This window comes from Hahella sp. HNIBRBA332, from assembly GCF_030719035.1.
Classification (GTDB): Bacteria; Pseudomonadota; Gammaproteobacteria; order Pseudomonadales; family Oleiphilaceae; genus Hahella.
This window is the reverse complement of sequence record NZ_CP132203.1, coordinates 2,196,158-2,216,687: the sequence shown is the minus strand read 5'-3', so window position 1 is coordinate 2,216,687 and position 20,530 is coordinate 2,196,158. Positions and strand designations below refer to the sequence as shown.

The window sequence follows — 20,530 nt, the reverse complement described above, 5'->3', positions numbered from 1 at the left end:
TAAACAGCAAAGAACGTAGGACGGATAAGCAAAGCGCCATCCGACAAATCCCCCACCCGCCGCTCTATTCGTTTATAAGCTTTATATAGTCATCATATCGCGGGAAAATGTCGTAGTCCGGCTGCGACTCAAGATACATCTGCTCAAGCTTGAGCGCCATCGCGTCAAACTGCAGGATCACTTCGCCGGCCTCATTGCTTTTGTTCTCGTCATCGCCGTCAATTTGCTCTTGGAGCCGTCTGATTTCCAGTTCGGTAAGGCGAATCAGGTTTAATATTTCTGCTGTCGTTAACATGGGGCGGTTTATCCCTCCTGCAACCACTGGCTGCGGATTTTCGTCAAAGTTCCGTCCAGCAACAAGGACTCATAGGCTTCGAAAAGTTTGATCAAGCTTGCCACATCCACGCCTTTTTTGCTTACACCAATAAAGACAGGCTCTTTGAGTAAGACAAACGGATGGGATATCTTATTGAGTTTAGGCTAGAAATGGTGGAACGAAGCGGTAAAGCTGTTTCCGCCAGAATGCTTGTGGCTTTCTGATAGGCCACACTTCCCTATAGATACGTCCCATAAAACCTTCTGCGCCGTATTAATAAAAATCATGCGAGCGGCTTGCTATCTTTCCATACGCCAGTCCTATCGAGAACCGGGGAAATCTCTTGCAGTTCCCCCGTCATCGGCATGAACTTTTCGAGGAAGGTGGATCTTTCCACTTTGACCGCAACAATACGTTGCGCCCCCTCGAATTCATTCACCGCGGGATGGTCCCACAGCACTTCGGCGCGCCCCGCCGCCAAGAGAGCATTTCCTGTCGAGAAGTCGGGGAAAAACAGACCTACTCTGCCGTCGGATTCAATGTTGCCCAGAGTATTGAAAAAGCGGTTACCGCTGAAATCAGGAAAGTACAGGGTATCGCCCTCCACTTTCACGAAGCCTGGCTTGCCGCCACGATGGGATGCATCGACGCCATGACGAGGGTCGCTGTCCAGCACCTTGGTGCGGGAAGCGATAAAAAAGGTATCTGACTGTGCTATCAGCGACTTTGCATGCTCAGCAATACCGGCGACAACCGCTGCGTTATCAACGCTCATGGCGGCAGGCTCGCCCTTTACCCACTGCAATTCACGGGTTTGTATGTACTTAGGGCAATTGCCGAAGCTAAGCTCCACATCAATGCTGAACCCCGTCGCAGTCACCTCGCCAATCACCCCGTTCATACGGTTGCGTCGACGGGTATGCAGCTGAATGCCCAGCATCCCTACTTTCCGGCCTGGGGCGAAATCCAGGTCCAAGAGGCGCCTTAGGACAGGCAACGCCTGCACCTCCAGACGTGTATCGGTGGGAGAGGTGATAAAACCGGAATCCCCGGAGGGCGGCGCCTCCCCCGGGAACAATGGCATGCACCAGGGAAAGCCTTGCTGATCGAGAAGGCCCAGGATGACAAAAGGCGCCTCGCAGAAAAACTCCCGATGCTGCAGCGGCATCGCCTTGCGGATTCCTCCTGAGTATTGCGCCACTTGATCCGCAACGCCAAGCCGCTTTTGCACCGCGATTTCCGCCGCGTGAAACGGAGAGTTTTCTTGCTGAGTCATAACCAGCTCCTTTATGGAATTAAGCCCGAGGGATTTACGCTGTCGGTAAGGGAGAGCGCTTCATTCCAACAAATCCGGGGTGGGCTTCAATTCTCTCCAGCCAGGCGCGAATGGCGGGATACGGCTGCAAACTGACGCCGCCCTCCGGTGCATGAGAGATGTAACTATAACCCGCCACATCCGCCAGGGTGATGTGATCGCCAGCAAGATATTGGCGGCTTTCCAGCAAGGGCTCCAATATGGCAAATAGTGACTCAGTAATGCTTTTGGCTCTGTCATAATCCAGCTTCATACCAAAAACCTTAACCAGGCGCACGGCGCAGGGACCCTGTGCTATTTCACCCGCGGCGACAGAGAGCCAGCGCTGCACTTCCGCCGCCTGCTCCGGTTCTTTGGGCCACCATACATAGCCATCGCTATATTTCTGCGTCAGGTAAGTAATGATGGCGTTAGAATCCGCCATCACGAAACCATTGTCGTCAATGGTGGGAACCTGTCCAAGCGGGTTGATTTTCAGATAGTCAGGCGCTTTGTGCGCGCCGTTCGCCATATCCAGGTCAATCGTTTCGTAAGGCAAGTTCAGAAAAGAAAGCATGAGCTCAACGCGGTGGCAGTGTCCTGACATCGGGTTGCGATAGAGTTTGATCGGCGCTTGTGTATTGGAAAAATGGGCGTTCACGGTGTTCTCCTGTTATCGGGGTATCCCCTGCTTCGATGTTTCCTGGTCTTACTCGCTCCTCAGGCCGTTCCCTCGCTGCCTTGGTACTGACGCGGGGTTGGGCCGAATGAGTCGTCGTTAAGCATTATTATTCATGCAAATACCGAAGTAATTGACGCAATTTACAATTCACTCTTACACTCAGCGCAATAATCAAGTGGCGCATATCAAGGTGGCGGCGTGGATAAACTACAAACCATGCAGGTATTTATTGAGGTGGCGAAACAGCAGAGCTTCAGTGTCGCCAGTGAGGTCCTGGGGCTTTCCGCGCCGGCGGCCAGTCGCGCCATCGCCGCGTTGGAGGAAAGGCTGGGAGTGAAGTTGTTTCATCGCACTACCCGATTGGTGAGACTAACCGAACCCGGCGCCCGCTTTTTGCAGGATGCAAAACGCATCCTGGAGGACCTGGAAGAGGCGGAAGCCGCGGCGGCGGGCACCTACGCGACGCCTGCCGGGACGCTCGCCATCACTGCGCCGGTATTGTTTGGCGAGAAGTACGTCATGCCGATTGTGACGGACTATCTGGCGAAACACCCAAACGTGGCAGTAAAGATCATTCTGCTGGATCGCGTCACCAATCTTTTGGAGGAAGACTTTGATGTGGCGATACGCATCGGCCACCTCAAGGACTCCAGTCTGTACGCCACCACAGTGGGACACGTTAAGAAGATCGTGTGCGGCGCGCCAGCGTACTTCAAGCAGCGCGGCTATCCTGCAACCCCTCAGGATCTGGCCAATCACAGCATTATTTTTCCAGCGCCCTTTGAGTACACCAATGGCTGGCATTTCCAGATTGAAGGCAAGAAAGAGCTGATTCGGTTGAATCCCAGGCTACGCTGCAATCACAATGGCGCCGCGCTGAAGGCGGCGTTACTGGGTCACGGAATTACGACTCTGATGTCCTATCAGGCGGCGGAAGATCTGAAAAGCAAACGCCTGCAACGAGTGCTGACAGAGTTTGAGGAAGAGCCATTGCCGGTCAGCATCATTCACATGGAAGGCCGCCGCGCCAACGCCAAAACCCGCTGTTTCATCGACCTGGCCACGCAAACGCTGCGGGAGAATCCGTTTCTTTTTCTGCAGTGAGTTCGGTGAATGCGATGCTTCGATCCCTAAACGGTTCAGACGCTGTACTATTTCACTATATTGGTGATAAACATGAAGGGACAGGCCCGGATTAAAGTTTGTATTGAGTAACCATCGTCCAATGAGAACAAACATGAAAACTGCATCAAATCATATAGAACCAGACTATTTGACCGGTTGGCGGCCTGCCAACAACGGCCTCGCTTATCTGGCGAGCAAGGCTCTTCCGTGGGAGGAAACGATAGCGTTGGTGGAGTTGATGGAGATGGAGATGAATAAGTAATGGAGTTTCCGGACATCCCTGGCTATACCATTCACAAGTTGTTGGGCAAAGGAGGTATGGCTGCGGTTTATTTGGCGACACAGGAGTCCCTGAATCGCAAGGTGGCCATCAAAATATTAACGGAATTTGGCGACGAGTCAGCCGAGCGGCGCTTTTTCTCAGAGGCCAGGACCGTGGCGGGCCTGCGCCACCCACATATCATTGTTGTTCACGATGTGGCGCGCCTGGAAGACGGCAAGCCGTACATAACCATGGAATATGTGAGTGGAGGCGATCTGACCCTCCTGAAAGGGCGGCCACAGAAGCCAGAGTATGTTCTGGATATTGTCAGGCAGGTCGCTGAGGCCCTGAAAATCGTGCATGATAAAGGCGTTATTCACCGTGATATCAAGCCTGCGAACATCCTGTTCCACTCCGATGACTCCATTGTTCTGACTGATTTTGGTATCGCTAAAGATACCGCCATCAACACAGACATGACGATAGCCGGGTATTCGGTGGGCAGCCCTTCTTATAGCAGCCCCGAGCAGGCTTATGGTAAGCCCCTCGATGCGCGATCAGATATATACAGTCTGGGAGTCGTATTTCTGGAACTACTGGTCGGACGCAACCCTTTTAAGGGCTCGAATTACACGGAAACCATCGTTAATCACACAGAGAAACCGACTCCGGACCTGTCAGACGTTCCAGAGAGCTGTCGGGAAATCATTGCCAGGATGTTGGCAAAAAATCCTGAAGATCGTTATGCAAACGCCGACGCGCTGCTGGCTGACTTGCGTCGCGCGCTCACGGATGACGACGCGACATTGGTGCGGAACGCAGCGCCCCAGACGTCAGGGTTGGCCGCAGGTTCACTACGGCCTATTGATTATCTGACAAAGAATAAATTGATAGCTGGCGGACTGATGGGCGCAATGCTGGCGGTCGTTTTGTTTTTTGGTCTGTACGAAAGTGAAACCGACAAAAAGATTAATGCCCTGCTGCAACAGGCGGAAAGCCGGATTGCGGCAAATAGCCTGATCGAGCCGGAGTTTGATAACGCTCAGTATTTTTACAATCAAGTACTGAGCATAGACCCGGGAAATGATGATGCGCTGAACGGGTTGAAGGAAATCGATGAGCGATTGGTTGATCGTTATCTGACATTGGCGGCGGAAAGGTTCGAGCAACGTCGTTTGACTATCCCGGCTGGAGATAATGCTGTTTTCTATTATCGGAAAGTGCTGGGCATGGATAGCGATAATCAGCTTGCACAAGACGGGCTGAAGCGTGTTGTGTCGGAGTATATCGCCATGGCCAATGACGCATTTAACAGAAAAGAATACGGGAAGGGGCTGAGATATGTGGACTCGGGTCTCAATGTTGAGCCGGATAATCAGGAATTACAGTCACTGAAATCTCAATATGAAAAACTGAGTAATCCTATCAAACGCTTTTTCAATAATGTGTTGAATTGAAGCTCCTGCGCTGGCGAATAATAAGATCCGGCAAAGGCTGATGTCGGCAGGCAGGAGGGTTCTCAGGTTGTGATCTGCGACAGCTAGTCTGCGTCAACCACGCTTGCGCTATCCGAAACCGACGTCATTACCCTGTCCAGCACTTCCATATGCTCAGCAAAATATGGGTTGAAGGTGAGCCGGGAGGTGGCGTTGTCAGAACCGTCGCCGCCATAGGCGGTACGCCAGGTCTCCGCGCCGCTTTCACAGAGGCTTTGATTTTCCTCCGATTGTCCGTTGTCGCAGATTCTCAACTTGCCATTGACGCCGTACTCCGGGTTATCCGGCGCAAATAGAACGCCCATGTGTGACCCGTTGGCGATTCTGAGTTCGGGCAGATTCATGCTATACGCCAGGATGCGAGGGTCACGGTTGCCGATATCTTCGCCTTGCCAGATCAGCCGGCTGTCTGGATGAGTAAAGGACTGGCTGAAGCGGTCGCGTAAATACTGGGTGTCGATGATGCTGTCGGTTGCACTGGCCAGAATAAATACCGGTCTTGCAAACCGGGCGTCGTTCATTTTTTCCCGCACTTCCAGCACCGTTTCATAAAACATCGCCGCCGCATGCATGGGAAGCGAGTTATAGCGGAGATAGTTGGACTCCTCATCTCTGTCCGCCCAGGTAATGAAATACTTGGCGTATTTTGAGAAAAGCAGCAGTCGCGAGCGGGCTTCAAACGCAGGTGAAAACAGCATTAATCCGGCGATGTCCTGATCATTGTAGGCCGCCGCCGTAACCAGGTTGGCGCCCGTTGAGAAGCCGCCGAGCCAGACTTCCTCCGATGTGGCTTTCAACAGTTCAATGTGATGCTGAAGGTTGGCCTTCCAGCTGTCCAACGTAGCCAGATTGAGGTCAGCGACTTTGCTGCCGTGACCCGGTAACAGTATCGCCCTCACAAAATAGCCTTTACTGGCGAGGTGGCTGGCGACATCTGTGAACGAAAACGGCGAATCCCCCAGGCCATGAACCAGCAGAACGCTTTTATTGTTCGGATGCGTCGGCGTCAGCTCAAAAGGCAGATTAGCCTCCAGCTCTCGTTGCCGGTTTTTGGTTTTAAACGCCCTGTTCTCCAGCAGCCAAGCCTTGGTTTCAGCGACGTACTCGTCAAAGTCTGACTGGTAGTCATACTGAGGAAGATGACTGGAAGCCGTGAACTCCGGACTTTCTTTCAGCTTGTGGCAGGAGGCTAAAGCCAGAATCGCCATGAGCGAAATGAGAAAACGCGTCAGGGCTCTCATGGTCACGGAGGAAATAACAGAGTGTTCTATGCGCATCAGATGACAGATAAGTTGAAATTTAACTTCACTTATAGCGAAGTTAGGGAGCGGTGCAAACCCTATTCTTCAGCACGACTGGCGTCGTCGCGATCACGCTCATAATGTCGAGAGGTTGGAAACGGCGGCAACCAGGACTCGCGACGGCGCATCCAGAGTTCGTAGGTAGGCGTGAGTTGATCCGGGGCGTCCAAAGCTCCCAGATTCACCTCGATTTCGTCGCCGGTGCGTGAAAAAACAGAAGAGCCGCAACGAGGACAGAAACAACGCCCGGCGTAGTCGCCCACCTTGCCCTCAATCGTCACCGCATTCTGAGGAAAAACCGCGGACGCATGAAACAACGCGCCATGATGCTTACGGCAGTCAAGACAATGACAAATCCCCACTCGATAAGGACGCCCTGTCGCCACCAAACGCACAGCGCCGCAAAGGCAACCGCCGGTGAATTGTTCCATGTGTTTTCTCCTCTGAAATCTGCCGAATTAGAGTATGTGAGTTTAAGGAACCCTAAAATACTAAACCGGCGTCATCACCATCGTCAGTAATGCGCCAGTGGAGAATAACTTGAAAATAAAAGGCGGTCGTTACCTTGCAATTTTTTCCAACAGTTCACCAAGCAACAGCAACTCTCCAGGCGATAACGTGTCCACTTGCTCAAGCTGTTCGCGCAGCCCATTCGCCAGTGTCGCCAGGTTGTCATTCCGCTGTGGTTTGGTTCCTGCAATGAGAGAGGAAAAAACAGCTTCACGAGCGTCATCCGACAAGGTTGTTCTACGCTCGCATTCAGGCGTCGAAAGTAGCGTCGTCACGGTTCCGACACCAGCCGCATGCACCAGAGCCACCGCGCTTTCAACAGGTTTTAAAAGCAGACCGGCATGGGCGATACGCTGAATGCGCGTTTTCAATACCCCAATCCCCGTCTTTGCTGACATTGATTGTGAATGGGTGGAGCCAATGTCATTCATAATCGCAAAAACAGCAGGATTGCTCACGCCAAAGGCCACGTAGGCGTCCCAAGCGTCTCTGAGGTCTTGAACAGGATCAGGGTTTGGCTCCGCCGCTAATTTTTGCGCGATGAATTGCGTAAGGCCAAATTCAGCTACAGCATCAAGCAACCCCCTCTTATCACCGAATAGCCTGTAAATGGTCGGAGCCTGTACTGAGGCCGCCGACGCCACTGCCCGTGTGGTCAAAGCGGAAATCCCGCCACTGGCGACAAGCTCAGTGGCGACCGCGATTATTCGTTCCTGCGTGGACAGCGTGTCCTCCGAAGTATCTTGATTCTGCATCTCTAGAATTTTACCGGTATCAGTGTTAACAATAATATGATATCAATGATAGCTTGTATGGCAAGCATCAAATTAAACTGTGAGGACAATAGGATGATTGTAATTACTGGCGCAACAGGAAACCTTGGAAAAGGCGTTATAGACAACCTCATTAAAAAATGTGGCCCTAACCACCTCATAGCAAGTGTTCGAGATTTACAAAAGGCAAGTTTCTATCAGGAAAAAGGCGTTAGCGTCCGTAAGGGGAGTTTCGATTGCATTGACGACCTGAAAACAGCGTTCGAAGGCGCCAGCCAAGTGCTGATTGTTTCAGCCAACACACTGGGTGAAGAGGCGCTGCGGCTTCACCGTAATGCAATAGACGCCGCCAAGCTGGCCGGCGTTAACCGGATTTTGTACACCAGTCACATGGGCGCCAGGGTGGGATCTCTATTTGCGCCCGCTGATCAGCATGCCGGTACTGAAGCGTACCTTGCGAAAAGCGGCGCCGCCTACACATCGTTGCGACACGGGTTTTACGCCGAGAGCTGCCTCGCCATGATCGGCGACGGTCTGAAAAGAGGTGAATTGCGCACGCCTGAAGATGGTCCTGTTAGCTGGACTGCTCGTTCAGACCTGGCGCAGGCTGACGCCGAGATTCTGATTGACTCGGAAAACTGGAATGGCGTTACCCTGCCCCTCACGGCGCCGCAAGCCTGGACAATGGCCGAAATTGCGGAGATTGCCTCCGACATCAGCGGGCGTCGGGTACGTCATGTGGTAGTGTCGGATCAGGAGTGGCTCGACGCAAAAATGGCTGCAGGCATGCCAAAGATCTACGCAGAACTGCTTCTCGGCAGTTTCCAAGCCTCCCGTCGAGGCGACTTCGCCGCCACTCATCCTGCACTGGAGAATCTTCTGGGTCGGCCCGCCAGGACAATACGCGAAGTTTTGACGGCTTTTCTTCGCGAGGATCCTAACCATCAATGATCCGATTATTATTAACATGGCAATGATATTGGCATGTTAATACTCAGGCGCATGGATGCGCCTGTGCGGCGGCTAGCTGCGGGAGACAGGGCCTGACATGTGCAGGCCCTGCCGTTGCAGACGAATAGAAGAACGCGATTTGCCTGCCGGGTTAATAGCCATAGTATGAGTGATTGGTCAGGTTTCAATACTGATAGGGACCCGCGCTCTAGCCAGTCGTCCAGCTACGGACGAAGCTCGCCAAATCACTCATGTTGTCGTTAACTGTACGTTTGACGCTCGCCCCTACGCCACTGGTGTCCGCCCTTTCTTTAAGCACGCCGGTGACGCTCTCCGCATCCGCCCGGCTCATCAATATCTGCATGGCGCCACCGGGGGTTTTTACATGACCGCCCAGCTCCTCTGTTGGCGCAACGGTGGAAGTAAGAACTGACGTCGCTTGAGTCACGCTTATCACATGAACGTCATACACATCTTTAGAATCGATGCTTCCAAGCGGCAATCCGAAGACGGCGGCGATGGAGCGGTTCGGATCCGCCTTGTCCACAGTACGGATAGCCTGTTCAAGCGCAGCCCGCGTAGTGAAGTATGGCGAATAGGCGCTGGGCGTCTCCCCGCGTTTAGTAATTTTGACCAACTCGTCGCCCACATTGAGTTGTAATCGCGTGGGCAGCCTTTCCCCGGACATGACCTGTTGCAGGGCGATGTTAAGCCGGGTCTGGGTATTGCTTGCTTTCTTCTCGGCGGTTGAATCATCCCAATCGGCGGTATTGCGTGCGATGTTTTCCATCAGCAATTTGCCGTCGTCATGGGTCATCAGAAACTCCATGGCTTCCGCTTCCGATACGCCTTTAGGGACAAAGGTCGCAAAAGAATGTATGTCATGCAGGTCAAGAGAATCGAGCGTTTCGACCGTGGCGTCGCTCTCGCCGCGGCCCCTTTGTTCAACGTTCACATGGGGTTTTAAGTTATGCCAGGTTTCTCTGATATGACTTTTGCTGGGAGCCAGACCGATCTTGTCCATCAGAGACGCGTACATATTCCCCAAGAGCCCCTTGTCGTCCTGCAACTCTTTGGCGTGTTGAAAGACGTCTAAAACCGTTCTGCCTGTTAAGGCTTGCGTTCTGTCTTGGAGAGCGGTCCCTATCGCCTGACCCGCGATTTTTTCTCCAAAGGCTTGCCGCATTACTTTGGCAAATTCGTTATTTGCTTTTTGGTTATCACTGTTTACTTTCTTCTCCGCACTGGCGGACATGACATGGCGTTCGCCCATATTTCCTGAGGCGGACACAGAGTTATTGTTATTGACCACCAGTCTTCCTTCGTTCTGGCGGGCGGCGGTCACAAAACTTGATAGAGTAATTGGATTGGCCATGAAATGGGTTCCTGAGTTTTAAACTTTAACCAAGTGGTCAGTTGAGTTGATGGACGGTATTGGGTGACTGATGGACAGCGCCTCTGGCTGGTCGTCAGAGTCCTGCAAAGAACGCTTCAACGACTCTGCGCAGTCCACAAAAGTGACCAGTAGCGACTCCAGCGCACGCGCATCCAACGTATCGATGGGATGCTGATAGCTCATGATGGCGAGGCCGTCGTCGCTCAGCCCCACCGTGGCGCCCCCCGTGTTCCGCCAGAACAGATTGGCCGCCAATAGCAGCTTGTACCTGGCGTTAATAAATTCAAGGGTGTGGTTGGAAGCGTCGACAATCTCACCGAGACTGCTGTAGACAATCAAAAACATCTCACTCGGGCAGAGTTCAAAATTGACAACGATGTTGTCGTCAAAGACAAGCTGGGCAGGCTGCTCATCTTTCAGATGAAAGTCTGGCAGACCAATGGAACTGCCTAGATCCGCCAGGATAAGCGTTAATTTTTCTCTTCCGTTCATGAGGATGCTCCATAAACTGATTTTAAGGGTATAAAACATGTCGTTTCAGACGTCAGGATATGGAGTGATCGCCGGTTAAGTTATCTATCGACCGGTCTATTTTTGTTTTGTATTACGCTTATAACCGCCTCACACAGGCCATTAGTTTCCGTGAGTATGGGCCGATCAATTTAGCGTCTGGCCTTTCGGAAACTAATGTTGCATTTTTAGTTTTATCTCGACGTTGAGTCGGCTAGAGTGCGGCTTTCATCTATTGATTTCATAGTTCACTTATAAGTATCAGGGGGACGCGTGCGCAGGTTGACATTAAAGGACGGCGCTTCGGATAAGTTCTGGGAAATAGACTTACAGGGAAATCAGTACACCGTCCGTTACGGCAGAGCCGGGACAGATGGACAAATAAAAACCAAAGAGTTTGATTCTGAGGCAAAAGCCAAGTCAGAGCATGACAAGCAGATTGCCGCGAAACTGAAAAAAGGCTACGTCGAGGACGGCGCGTCAGCGGGCTCCCTTCCCGCTCAGACAGTGACGGCTTCCCCCAAAACAACAGCTGCGCCCAGGAAAGCCGCGGCGCTTTCAGAGTCATCTGAATCGCCTCCCCCCTCGGAAAGCAAGCCTCTCGCCGCCTATTCAGATGAGCCTGTCTCTCTGGGACTCCTTCCTGTTGACTGGCGCTGGGCGACCTGGCGACCTCAGGAAAACGCCGATATCCCTCCGCCGCGCCCCTTTGACGTAGCGCGGTTGATGAAAACCTTCTCCAATATTCGCATCGATAAGTCCAGCTACTGGGGCGACTTTGATTGGCGGACGGCGGAGATGCCATTGCGCATGAGTAAAGAAGAAGCTGCGTTCTGGCTCGTCGCCATGTCAAACAACCGCCGGACGGTTGCTGAGCGTAAGAAACACCTAAAGGAATGGGACTTCTCCAAGCCAGTGGATTATAAGCAGATGCTTTACAGTGAAGCGCCCAGCACGCCCTGGTTAATGATCCCGGCGTTCAATCTGTTATCGGAGCAAGAGTTTCTGGACCTGGTTCTTACGGAAAAAGACGCCCGTTATCACGGCTCCGACCTTCAATGGGAGCGTGTTCGTGGTTTGCAATATGTGCTTCCTTTATTGTCCGCACCTGCAATTCAGCGGCTGCAAGAGGCCGCGAAGGCGCATGTCAGTGTAGCGAACTGGCCGGCGTCGGATTTTTACCAGACCACCAACTACTTCGTTCTGGCCGCTGTATTGGGATTATCCGATCTGCTAACGGGTGTAGTAGAGTCCTGGGACGATAAACGTTATGGCGGAGACGCCTGGCACGACCATTACCATAAGCCCCAGGAAATCATTTTCGGTCTTCAGGACCCGGAGCGGGTCAGTCACCATTTCCGGCGCTTGAAGTTACACCTGTCCAATCCCGACTACATCCGCGCCTGGCTGGCTCATACCGGGCTTGAGCATCTGGACTACATTGAGGAGTCCCTGAAACAGGAGTCCAACCGGGATGAGGCGGAAAACCAGTTGTCCGCGCTGATTGCAGTCAATGCCCCGGAAGTCGCTCCGGTCATGCTGGCCCTGACGAAGTCGTCAAAGGCGCCGAAAATGGCTAAAAACTGGCTGGATGAACACCCCCAGGCTGCGGTGACAGGGCTGGCGGATTGCGTCGCCAATCATCGTTCGGGAGCGCTGCGTCAGGACGCCCTGGCGGCATTGCGTCTGATGAAACGCAAAGGCTACGGAGAACTGATGCGACAGACGGCGGCGCATCAACCGGCCATCGCGGACACCATAGATGAGGTGCTTAATTACCAGGACCCCGCTGATAACCCACTCACGGACGCGGAAACGCCAGACTGGCTGCGAGCGGGATTAACCTCAAAGTCGAAAACGAAGCCCATCGACTGGGTCAACGCTAACGACCTCCCCCCTATCATAATGCAAGGCAGAGCATTCAGCGCCCAGCAAGTGACGGCGCTACTGTTGGCTCTGAAATCGGCGGATAGCCAGCAGGCGCCCTTTTTCCAGCAGCTTAAACAGGAAACAGACGGTAATTGCCTTGACGCCTTCGCCTGGACCCTATTTGAAACCTGGCTGTCGGAGGGCGCGCCCTCGAAAGAGAAATGGGCGATGATGGCGATGGGATACCTGGGGGGCGACGAATCAGTGATGAAACTGACCCCGCTGATCAGAAAATGGCCAGGGGAATCCCAGCACCAGCGAGCGGTGTCCGGCCTGGAGGTGTTGCGGTTGATCGGCTCCAAAACCGCCTTGATGCAGCTCAGCGGCATTTCCCAGAAGGTGAAGTTCAAAGGCGTTAAGTCCAAGGCGCAGGAGTACATGGAGCAAATCGCCAAGGAAAAAGGGCTGACCAAGGCGGAACTTGAAGACATGGTGATCCCGGACTGCGGACTGGACGCAACCGGTCGGCGGGTGTTTGATTATGGTCCCCGACAGTTCCATTTCGTGCTGGGCTCCGACTTAAAGCCGAAACTCAAAGACGACAGTGGCAAGCTTCGCGACAATCCGCCCAAACCTTCCGCTAAGGATGACGCGGAACTGGCCAACGCGTCCCTGCAGGAATGGAAGCTGGTCAAGAAGCAAATTCGCGATATGGCGAAGATTCAGGCGGAGCGGCTGGAGCTGGCCATGGTTGTAGGACGTCGCTGGCAGGTTGAGGACTTCAACAGTCTGATCGCCCGTCACCCATTAATGACGCACCTGGCGAGATTGCTGCTTTGGGGCGGTTATCAAAAGGGTCAGTTAGCGGGGACGTTCCGTTTAACGGACGAACAGGATTTTGCTGACGTCAATGACGACCCGATGGCGTTGGACGCATTTGATGAAGTCGGACTCGTCCACCCCCTGCATCTGTCGGAAGAAGATAAAAACGCCTGGGGCGAGATGTTCAGCGACTACGAACTCCTGCCTCCATTTCAACAGCTCAGCCGACCGGTGTTCGCCCTGAGTGAGCAGGAGTTGGAGCAGCAATCCATGTCCCGCTTTGAGAAGCTGAAGCTGCCCGCCCCCACGCTGGTTTTCGGTCTTGAGAAACAGGGTTGGGCCCGAGGCGAAGCGATGGACGCCGGCGGTTTTGACGAACACTCCAAACAGTTCGCCGCCGCCAATGTCACGGCTGTCGTCAACTACGAAGGCGTGGTCGGCATGGGGTATATCGAAGCGGATGAGACGCTGGAGACCACCGAGATTGTTTTCGTGGAAGGCATGCGACAGCCCTCAGGCTATGGCTGGGATATAAAAGATAAGATCCTGCCCCTCAAACAGGTGGATCCATTGGTGATCAGTGAAGTCATCAAAGATTTGAACCAGCTTGCAGCGAAGGCCGAACAATGAGTGATTTAGCCCTGCAGCGTCCGCCAGCGGAACAGCGCTACGCCGAAGAGCTTGCGCAGTTGGTCGCCAAGGACCGTGAAAGCGTCAAGCCTCCAGGCTGGAATCTCTCCCCTTTGGCGGTCATCGACTTTATTTTGGGCGACGCCCGCCAGAACATCAGCCCCAAATTCGTGGGGAAACGGCGCTTCATAGAGCGCTGCGTGGCCACCCTGGCGACCAACCGCGGCCTGATGTTGATCGGACCGCCGGGTTCCGCCAAAAGTTATCTGAGCGAATTGCTCGCCGCCGCGATCTCAGGGGACTCGGGATTAACCATCCAGGGGTCGGCGGGGACGACTGAGGACCAGATCAAATACACCTGGAACTACGCCTTGCTGCTGGAAAAAGGGCCCGGTCCCGAGTCCCTGGTTCCAGCGCCGGTGTATCAGGGCATGCAACAGGGCAAACTGGTTCGCTTTGAAGAAATTACCCGTTGCCCTCTGGAGATTCAGGATACCCTGTTGTCCATTCTGAGCGACCGGGTGCTGCATATTCCCGAGCTGGAGCAGAGCGCAAGCGCGGTCTACGCGCGCCAGGGCTTCAACCTGATAGCGACCGCCAACACCCTGGATAAAGGCGTCAATGAAATGAGCGCGGCGTTGAAGCGCCGCCTCAATTTTGAAACGGTGCACCCTATCGCCAGCATCGAAGAAGAAATGGAATTAGTCGCGAGAGAGACTAACGCCCTACTGCAACAAGCAGGAATCCCCATGACGCTGCCGGTCGACAAGGCCGAAGTGCTGGTGACGATTTTTCATGAGTTGCGCAACGGCAAGGTTATCGGCGGCGGCGCTCTGGAGCCGCTCAATTCCGTCATGAGTACGGCGGAGTCCGTCGCTGTGGCCTTCGCCGCCTGCGTGCAGGGATATTACTACAACGCGGGCGCCATCACCGCCGAACATCTCGTTTCGGCCCTGGGCTCCACCGCCGCCAAGGACTCCAGCGAAGACCTCAAGAAAATCAGACACTACTTTCATCATGTGGCGGGCAAGCGCAAAGGGGCCGCCTGGAGCGAATTCGCCAGCGCGAAACAGGCGTTAAGTGACCACTGATGCTCTCTGACCGTATTCATTTTTTCCCGGTTCGGCATCACAGTCCCGCCTGCGCCCTTGCGGTGTATGACTATGCGATGGCGCTGCAGCCGCAGGCTATCCTGATCGAAGGGCCCAGTGAATATAATGCGCAACTGGAAGAGCTGTTCCTCTCCCATCAATTGCCGCTGGCGATTTATACCTACGTTGCGAACGACGACCACCGGGCGGGGGCGTACCACCCTTTCTGTGAGTACAGTCCTGAGTGGCGCGCGTTACAGGCGGCGCAGCAGCTCAAGTGCGAGGCGGCGTTCATCGACCTGCCCTGGCCCGAGATCTGCGCATTGCGGCTTCACAACGCCGAGCAGGAAATCCAGGATCAGGAGCATCGCTACGCCGATGGCGAATTAAGGCGAAGCCGGTATATCCAGGCGCTATGTCAGAAGCTGAAAGTGGAAGATTTTGACGCCGCCTGGGACGAGCTGTTTGAAATCGATCCGGCGTCCCCCGACGCACTGAAGCAGAAAGTCGCCGCCTTTTGCCTGGCGATTCGCACCTTTGAAGACGAAGATCGAGAGCGCCAGGGCTTGCCGCCGGATCTGGTCAATCAGGCGCGGGAGCGCCACATGGCGGACAGAATTCGTGAAGTCGGCAAGCGCGTGTCTGGCGCGATTCTGGTGGTGACGGGGGGCTTCCACACCAGCGCGTTGTCTGAGCTGCTGACGTGCGCGGACAATTCGACTCCGCCACCGCAATCAGAAACGCCCTGGCGGGAACAAGGCGCCGCCCTCACCCCATACAGCTACGCCCGTCTGGATGCGCTGACCGGGTATCAATCCGGCATGCCCGGTCCGGAGTTCTATCATCAGGTCTGGTCAGCGCGCTCAAGCGACGGCGAATTTCAGACGCAGCCGCTGATCGACGCCATCGCCCTGAATTTGCGTCATCGCAAACTGACGTTCAGCACCGCCGACCGTATTGCGGCGGAATGCAGCATCGGGGCGCTGGCGTCCTTGCGCGGTCATCCCACGCCATGGCGCGAAGACATTTTCGACGGGCTGAGCAGCGCCATCATCAAAGACGAACTGGCTCATGGGGGCTATCACCCCATGCACGAAGTGATTCATGAGGTATTTCGAGGCGATCGTCAGGGGCGTTTGCACGATGAGACAAGCCTGCCGCCTTTGGCGAAGGACATCGACGCGCTCTTGCGATCACTGGATTTATGGCCGTCCACGACGCCTCGCATCGTCTCCCTGAATCTGCTGGAAGCGGGCGATCTGCAGCGCAACCGAGTATTGCGACAACTGCAGCTTCTGAACATGGCGGGATTTGAACTATTGTCCACGCCGGACTTCGTCGCCCGAGATGATCTTATGGAGGCGCAGGCGCAATGGAAGCTGCAGTGGACGCCTGAATTCGACGCCGGAAAAATCGAAGCCTCCAAGTATGGAGCCTCGTTGGAGGAAGCCGCCAATCAGCGGTTACTGGAGAAGATGCGGCGCAAAGGTCGCCTGGGCGACACGGCGGAGCTGCTCATTCTCGCCGCACTGTGCGGACTGGGTCGCCACGCCCGCAACCTGATGACGGAGCTGACCCAACAGGCAGGCCTTTGCAGCGATTTTGTGGAAGTGGCGTCGGCCCTGAACCACATGACTTACCTGCAAAGGTATGACGATATTCTTGAGTGGGACAATATCGACGCCACTGCCCCACTGACGAACGCCTTGTATGAACGCGGGCTGTTCTTGCTCGACTCTCTGGGGCGTCCTGACAAAGGCTTCGAGTTTGTCGAAGCGATTCGAACGCTATTGCATTGTCATTTTGCCCTGTCGCAGGCGTTGGGCTGGTCCAAAGCGCCCTTCGCGGACAGCTTGCAGAACCAGTGCAAGGAGCCAGAGCAGGCGCCGGAAATCCGGGGAGCGGCTTTGGGCGCCTGCTTTATGCTGGGCGTTACCCCTGGAGAAAGCATTACCCCCTTTGTCCGGCAGATCGCCACATCGGAATTGGGGGATTTTCTTGTCGGCCTGTTTCGCATCGCCAGAGAGACGGTGCAGCGCCATCCTGATTTAATCAATGTGATACACCAAGTGGTGCAGGGTTATGACGCGCACGAGTTTTTGCAGGCGCTGCCCAGTCTGCGCCTGGCGTTCACTTACTTCACGCCGCGGGAAAAACTGTATCTGGCGGATCATCTGCCGGGAATCGCAGCGCCTGCGCACGCCGGGACAGAAGCCGAGGCATTTACTCCTGAACTGAAGGATATTGAAGCGGCCATGAAGTTTGAAAGCGCCCTGCTCGCCACGGCCCGCGAATATGGCATCGAGCTGGAGATCACCGATGAAGGCTGAACAGCTATTGAGGTGGCGCCTGATTCTCGGCGAAACGGACAGCGAACATCTGACCCCCTCCATGACGCCCCAGCAATGCCGTCAGGATCAGTTACTGGATTATCTCTATGGTAAGGAATACCAACGGGACAACCGCAATATTCGCGGCGGGACGCTGGACGCCTCGTCGCTCACCATTCCGGAGTGGATTAACGGCATTCATGAACTTTTCCCCAGGGAAACGATTGAACGTCTGGAGAAAGACGCGCTGGAGCGCTATCAGATTCAGGAGATGGTGACCAACCCTGAGCTATTGAAAAGGGCGCAACCCAGCCTGACTTTGCTCAAAGCCATCCTGCACACCAAACATCTTATGAATCAGGAGGTTCTCGCCCTGGCGAGAGCCATGGCTAAGCGGGTGATCTCCGAGCTGCTGGAAAAACTGGCCCGCCCGATGCGTCATCCGTTTCTGGGACGAGTTCATCGCTTAAAGCGCAGTCACCTCAAGATTGCGAAGAACTTTGACGCCAGGGAGACCATTCGTCGCAACCTGAAGCACTATGACCGCAAACGCGGAAGACTGGTCATTGAAACGCCCTATTTCCACTCGCGCATTCGACGGCAAAGTGATAAATGGCGACTCATCATCCTGGTGGATCAGTCCGGCAGCATGATGGACAGTGTTATTTACTCCGCGGTAACCGCGTCCATTTTCTGGGGCATCCAGGCTCTGGACACCCATTTGGTGGTTTTCGACACGAATATAGTGGACCTTACCGATCATTGTCAGGACCCGGTGGAGACGTTGATGAAAGTGCAGATGGGCGGAGGCACCGACATCGCCCACGCGATGCAGTATGGCGCGTCTCTGGTGTCTCAGCCGACCAAGACCATTCTCGTGGTGATTTCCGATTTTTATGAGGGCGGCGATCCTCGTCGTTTGCTGAGCGTCACCCAGGATCTGGTTGAAAGCGGCGTTCAGGTGCTGGGCCTTGCAGCGCTGGATGAGCGAGCCAACCCGGTTTATGACCAGCGCCTGGCGCAACAGATGGCGAATATTGGCGCAAAAGTGGGATGCATGACGCCAGGCGAGCTCGCCAACTGGGTGTCGGAAGTAATCGAGTGACAACCGGTGATGTTGAGTAATGCTAGTGAGTGAGAGTAACGCCGAATGACCAAGCGCCGGGATGATTTGCTCAGCATGACGCTGCAGGACCTGGAGGGTTACGCCAATCGGGGAACCGTTAAAAGAGCGCAGAAAGAACTGGAGAAGCTGGGCGCACAGCTGGGCGCGAACCAGACGCTATTGTCAGAAGATGACGCCGGCAACCTGGCGGCGCACTGGCCGGATGGCGTGGTCACGCAGCTGGAGGCGGATCAGGCGTTCCCGCATGGTCGGTGCACATGTCCCTCGACCACCACCTGTCGCCACCTGATTACGCTGGTGCTGGCCTATCAGGAAATGTGCGCGGAGGAGCATGCCGAAAGCGCTGTACCCGTCATCTGGAATCCGGGAGAGATCAGCGACGAGCAGATGGAGAAGACATACTCTCCCGCTCAAATTCGCAAAGCGAAGAAGTGGTTTCAGGACGGCGTACTGGTGGAGTTGGCGCTCAGTGAAAAGCCGCTGGCGATTATTGAGACGATTGGCGTGGCGGTCCGCTTCCTGGCGCCGGGCGATCCGCGTTATGTGCAGTCCGATGGCGACGACAACCTGACCGCGGTGGCGGCGGTTATCGCCATCCTCGCGTTCAGGCGGCTACCGCCAGGTCAAACCGCCGGCTATGTCAGCACTTGCCCGCGGCCGCCAGTGGAGCCGGACAGGTTGCCGTCTATCGGCGATCTGTTTGTGCATTTACTGCAGTGCGGACTGTCTCAGTTGGAGCCAGGGCTGCGGGATAAACTCAGGCGCGCCGCCAAAACGCTGCACGAGCATGACTGGCTCTGGCCCGCCAGCCATTGTGAGCGCCTGGTAGAGCAGATAGACCGCTATCATCGCCGTGACGGTTCTTTTTCACCTTCGCAGGCGATTCGCCACATGGGCGAGCTGCTCTGCCGGCGCCGCGCCCTCGCCTCTCCGGCGCTCTCTGCGCCGGAAGTCGTGATTAGAGGCGGTGGACCCCAAAGGGTGAAGGAACGAACCGGTAAATCCCGGTATATAGGTCTGGGATGTCGCATGCGAGAAGACAGTGACGGCGTCCTGGCGGAGGTGTTTTTACAGAGTGTGGATACCGGCGCGCTCGTGATTCTGGAGAAACGCCAGAAAACCTCGAAGGAGGAAGCCGCGCCCCACTCGAATCACCAGATCGCCCAGCGTATGTATATGCTGCAACACCCTATCCATGATTACGGCAAAGGCCAGGTACTCACCTCAGGCGCCAAGCTATCCCTGGATAACCGTATGACCTTTGGTCGCCAGACCGCGGTTAATCCACAGTCCTATCAATGGTCGACGCTGCGCCAGAACCTGTTGATGGAGGACTTCGATGAACTCCTCCGGCGCCTGGCCAGTCGGCTGGCGGGGCCGTTTCGGTCTCTCAAGGCCAATGAAAATTTTTACGTACTCAAAGTCGCTGGCGTCGCCAATCCCCGTTTCGATAGCGCGTCCCAGTGCGTCAGAGCGGACCTCCTGGACGCCAAAGGCGCCAGCATGGCGCTTGCTTTCCCCTACTCGACGCGAGGGGCGGAGGGCGCGGAAGCGTTATTGCAACTGCTGCGTATGCAAAGCGCCCAAATCAGCTATGTCGCCGGCGCCGTTACAGAGCACACGCATGCGCTGATGATCGAGCCGATCAGTATTGTGTATTCCGTGAATCAACAAGCCATGATGCTGCAACCCTATATCGACGCCAGTCTGCCCGGGATACCCGCCACTCACGCATTACCTGCGGCAAACCGCCTTGCTCTGGAGCGATCCGCCCTGTCTCAGCTATTAGAGGATTTAGATCAATTACTCTGCGACCTGCTGATCACGGGAATTAGACAAGCGGCGCCCAATGCTCAATGCCGGTGGCGGGAAATAACGCAACAGTGCGAAACCATAGGACTGCACCGGCTGAGTCAAATCATGTCCCGCGCGATTGACTGGCGCGAGGACAACGCCGCAACCACCCCCTCCGCACTGCTTAACCTGCTGATTTACCTGCGTCTTTGCAAGTAACCCGATGCAATAGCAGGATTCTGGACGATATGT

General features: G+C 54.9%; 17 protein-coding genes. 9 read left to right on the top strand and 8 right to left on the bottom strand.

What is annotated here, in order from left to right; all coding sequences use genetic code 11:
* Positions 1-64 precede the first annotated feature (64 nt).
* The 3 genes from O5O45_RS10280 to O5O45_RS10270 all read right to left on the bottom strand — a co-directional run bounded on the left by O5O45_RS10280 (position 65) and on the right by O5O45_RS10270 (position 2,271).
* Positions 65-295: a hypothetical protein gene (locus tag O5O45_RS10280; protein WP_305905125.1), complete on the bottom strand. Its 231-nt coding sequence runs from the start codon at positions 293-295 to the stop codon at positions 65-67.
* 304 nt (positions 296-599) lie between these two features.
* A complete protein-coding gene (locus O5O45_RS10275) occupies positions 600-1,592 on the bottom strand; it encodes a pyridoxamine 5'-phosphate oxidase family protein (RefSeq protein WP_305905124.1) in 993 nt (330 codons plus the stop codon).
* Positions 1,593-1,626: 34 nt separating this feature from the next.
* Positions 1,627-2,271: a glutathione S-transferase family protein gene (locus tag O5O45_RS10270; RefSeq protein ID WP_305905123.1), complete on the bottom strand. Its 645-nt coding sequence runs from the start codon at positions 2,269-2,271 to the stop codon at positions 1,627-1,629.
* Positions 2,272-2,490: 219 nt separating this feature from the next.
* Between O5O45_RS10270 and O5O45_RS10265 the strand changes: the two genes are divergently transcribed.
* The 3 genes from O5O45_RS10265 (at position 2,491) to O5O45_RS10255 (ending at position 5,136) form a co-directional block, all read left to right on the top strand.
* The gene (locus O5O45_RS10265) at positions 2,491-3,396 is read left to right on the top strand and encodes a LysR substrate-binding domain-containing protein (RefSeq protein WP_305905122.1); all 906 of its coding nucleotides are present in this window, start codon (positions 2,491-2,493) and stop codon (positions 3,394-3,396) included.
* 133 nt (positions 3,397-3,529) lie between these two features.
* Entirely contained in the window at positions 3,530-3,679 is a 150-nt protein-coding gene (locus tag O5O45_RS10260; protein WP_305905121.1) for a hypothetical protein, read from the top strand.
* Positions 3,679-5,136 (top strand): serine/threonine protein kinase, encoded by a 1,458-nt coding sequence (locus tag O5O45_RS10255; protein WP_305905120.1) that lies wholly within the window; start codon positions 3,679-3,681, stop codon positions 5,134-5,136. Before O5O45_RS10260 ends, O5O45_RS10255 begins: the two co-directional genes overlap by 1 nt.
* A gap of 83 nt (positions 5,137-5,219) precedes the next feature.
* Here O5O45_RS10255 and O5O45_RS10250 read toward each other — a convergent pair whose 3' ends face one another.
* The 3 genes from O5O45_RS10250 to O5O45_RS10240 form a co-directional block, all read right to left on the bottom strand.
* Entirely contained in the window at positions 5,220-6,452 is a 1,233-nt protein-coding gene (locus O5O45_RS10250; protein ID WP_305905119.1) for an alpha/beta hydrolase, read from the bottom strand.
* A gap of 62 nt (positions 6,453-6,514) precedes the next feature.
* Complete coding sequence (locus O5O45_RS10245; RefSeq protein ID WP_305905118.1) at positions 6,515-6,907, bottom strand: GFA family protein; 393 nt, start codon at positions 6,905-6,907, stop codon at positions 6,515-6,517.
* Positions 6,908-7,036: 129 nt separating this feature from the next.
* Positions 7,037-7,741, bottom strand: a complete 705-nt coding sequence (locus tag O5O45_RS10240) for a TetR/AcrR family transcriptional regulator (RefSeq protein WP_305905117.1) — start codon at positions 7,739-7,741, stop codon at positions 7,037-7,039.
* 93 nt (positions 7,742-7,834) lie between these two features.
* Here O5O45_RS10240 and O5O45_RS10235 point away from each other — a divergent pair, with 93 nt between their 5' ends.
* Positions 7,835-8,710 (top strand): SDR family oxidoreductase, encoded by an 876-nt coding sequence (locus O5O45_RS10235; RefSeq protein WP_305905116.1) that lies wholly within the window; start codon positions 7,835-7,837, stop codon positions 8,708-8,710.
* Positions 8,711-8,918: 208 nt separating this feature from the next.
* Here the strand turns inward: O5O45_RS10235 and O5O45_RS10230 are convergent, their stop codons facing one another.
* Together O5O45_RS10230 and O5O45_RS10225 are read right to left on the bottom strand one after the other, a co-directional pair.
* Positions 8,919-10,085 (bottom strand): hypothetical protein, encoded by a 1,167-nt coding sequence (locus O5O45_RS10230; RefSeq protein ID WP_305905115.1) that lies wholly within the window; start codon positions 10,083-10,085, stop codon positions 8,919-8,921.
* Positions 10,086-10,103: 18 nt separating this feature from the next.
* Positions 10,104-10,598 (bottom strand): type III secretion system chaperone, encoded by a 495-nt coding sequence (locus O5O45_RS10225; protein ID WP_305905114.1) that lies wholly within the window; start codon positions 10,596-10,598, stop codon positions 10,104-10,106.
* Between the two features lie 291 nt (positions 10,599-10,889).
* On the opposite strand from O5O45_RS10225, the gene O5O45_RS10220 reads away from it, so the two are divergent.
* From O5O45_RS10220 to O5O45_RS10200, 5 genes are read left to right on the top strand one after another with little or no spacing between them, the layout of a single operon-like run.
* A complete protein-coding gene (locus O5O45_RS10220) occupies positions 10,890-13,937 on the top strand; it encodes a WGR and DUF4132 domain-containing protein (RefSeq protein WP_305905113.1) in 3,048 nt (1,015 codons plus the stop codon).
* Positions 13,934-15,028: an AAA family ATPase gene (locus O5O45_RS10215; protein ID WP_305905112.1), complete on the top strand. Its 1,095-nt coding sequence runs from the start codon at positions 13,934-13,936 to the stop codon at positions 15,026-15,028. The genes O5O45_RS10220 and O5O45_RS10215 overlap by 4 nt, the downstream gene beginning before the upstream one ends.
* On the top strand, positions 15,028-17,358 hold the full coding sequence (locus O5O45_RS10210) for a DUF5682 family protein (protein WP_305905111.1): 2,331 nt from the start codon (positions 15,028-15,030) through the stop codon (positions 17,356-17,358). Before O5O45_RS10215 ends, O5O45_RS10210 begins: the two co-directional genes overlap by 1 nt.
* Positions 17,348-18,463: a VWA domain-containing protein gene (locus tag O5O45_RS10205; protein WP_305905110.1), complete on the top strand. Its 1,116-nt coding sequence runs from the start codon at positions 17,348-17,350 to the stop codon at positions 18,461-18,463. The genes O5O45_RS10210 and O5O45_RS10205 overlap by 11 nt, the downstream gene beginning before the upstream one ends.
* 45 nt (positions 18,464-18,508) lie before the next feature.
* Complete coding sequence (locus O5O45_RS10200; protein ID WP_305905109.1) at positions 18,509-20,497, top strand: hypothetical protein; 1,989 nt, start codon at positions 18,509-18,511, stop codon at positions 20,495-20,497.
* Positions 20,498-20,530: the final 33 nt, after the last annotated feature.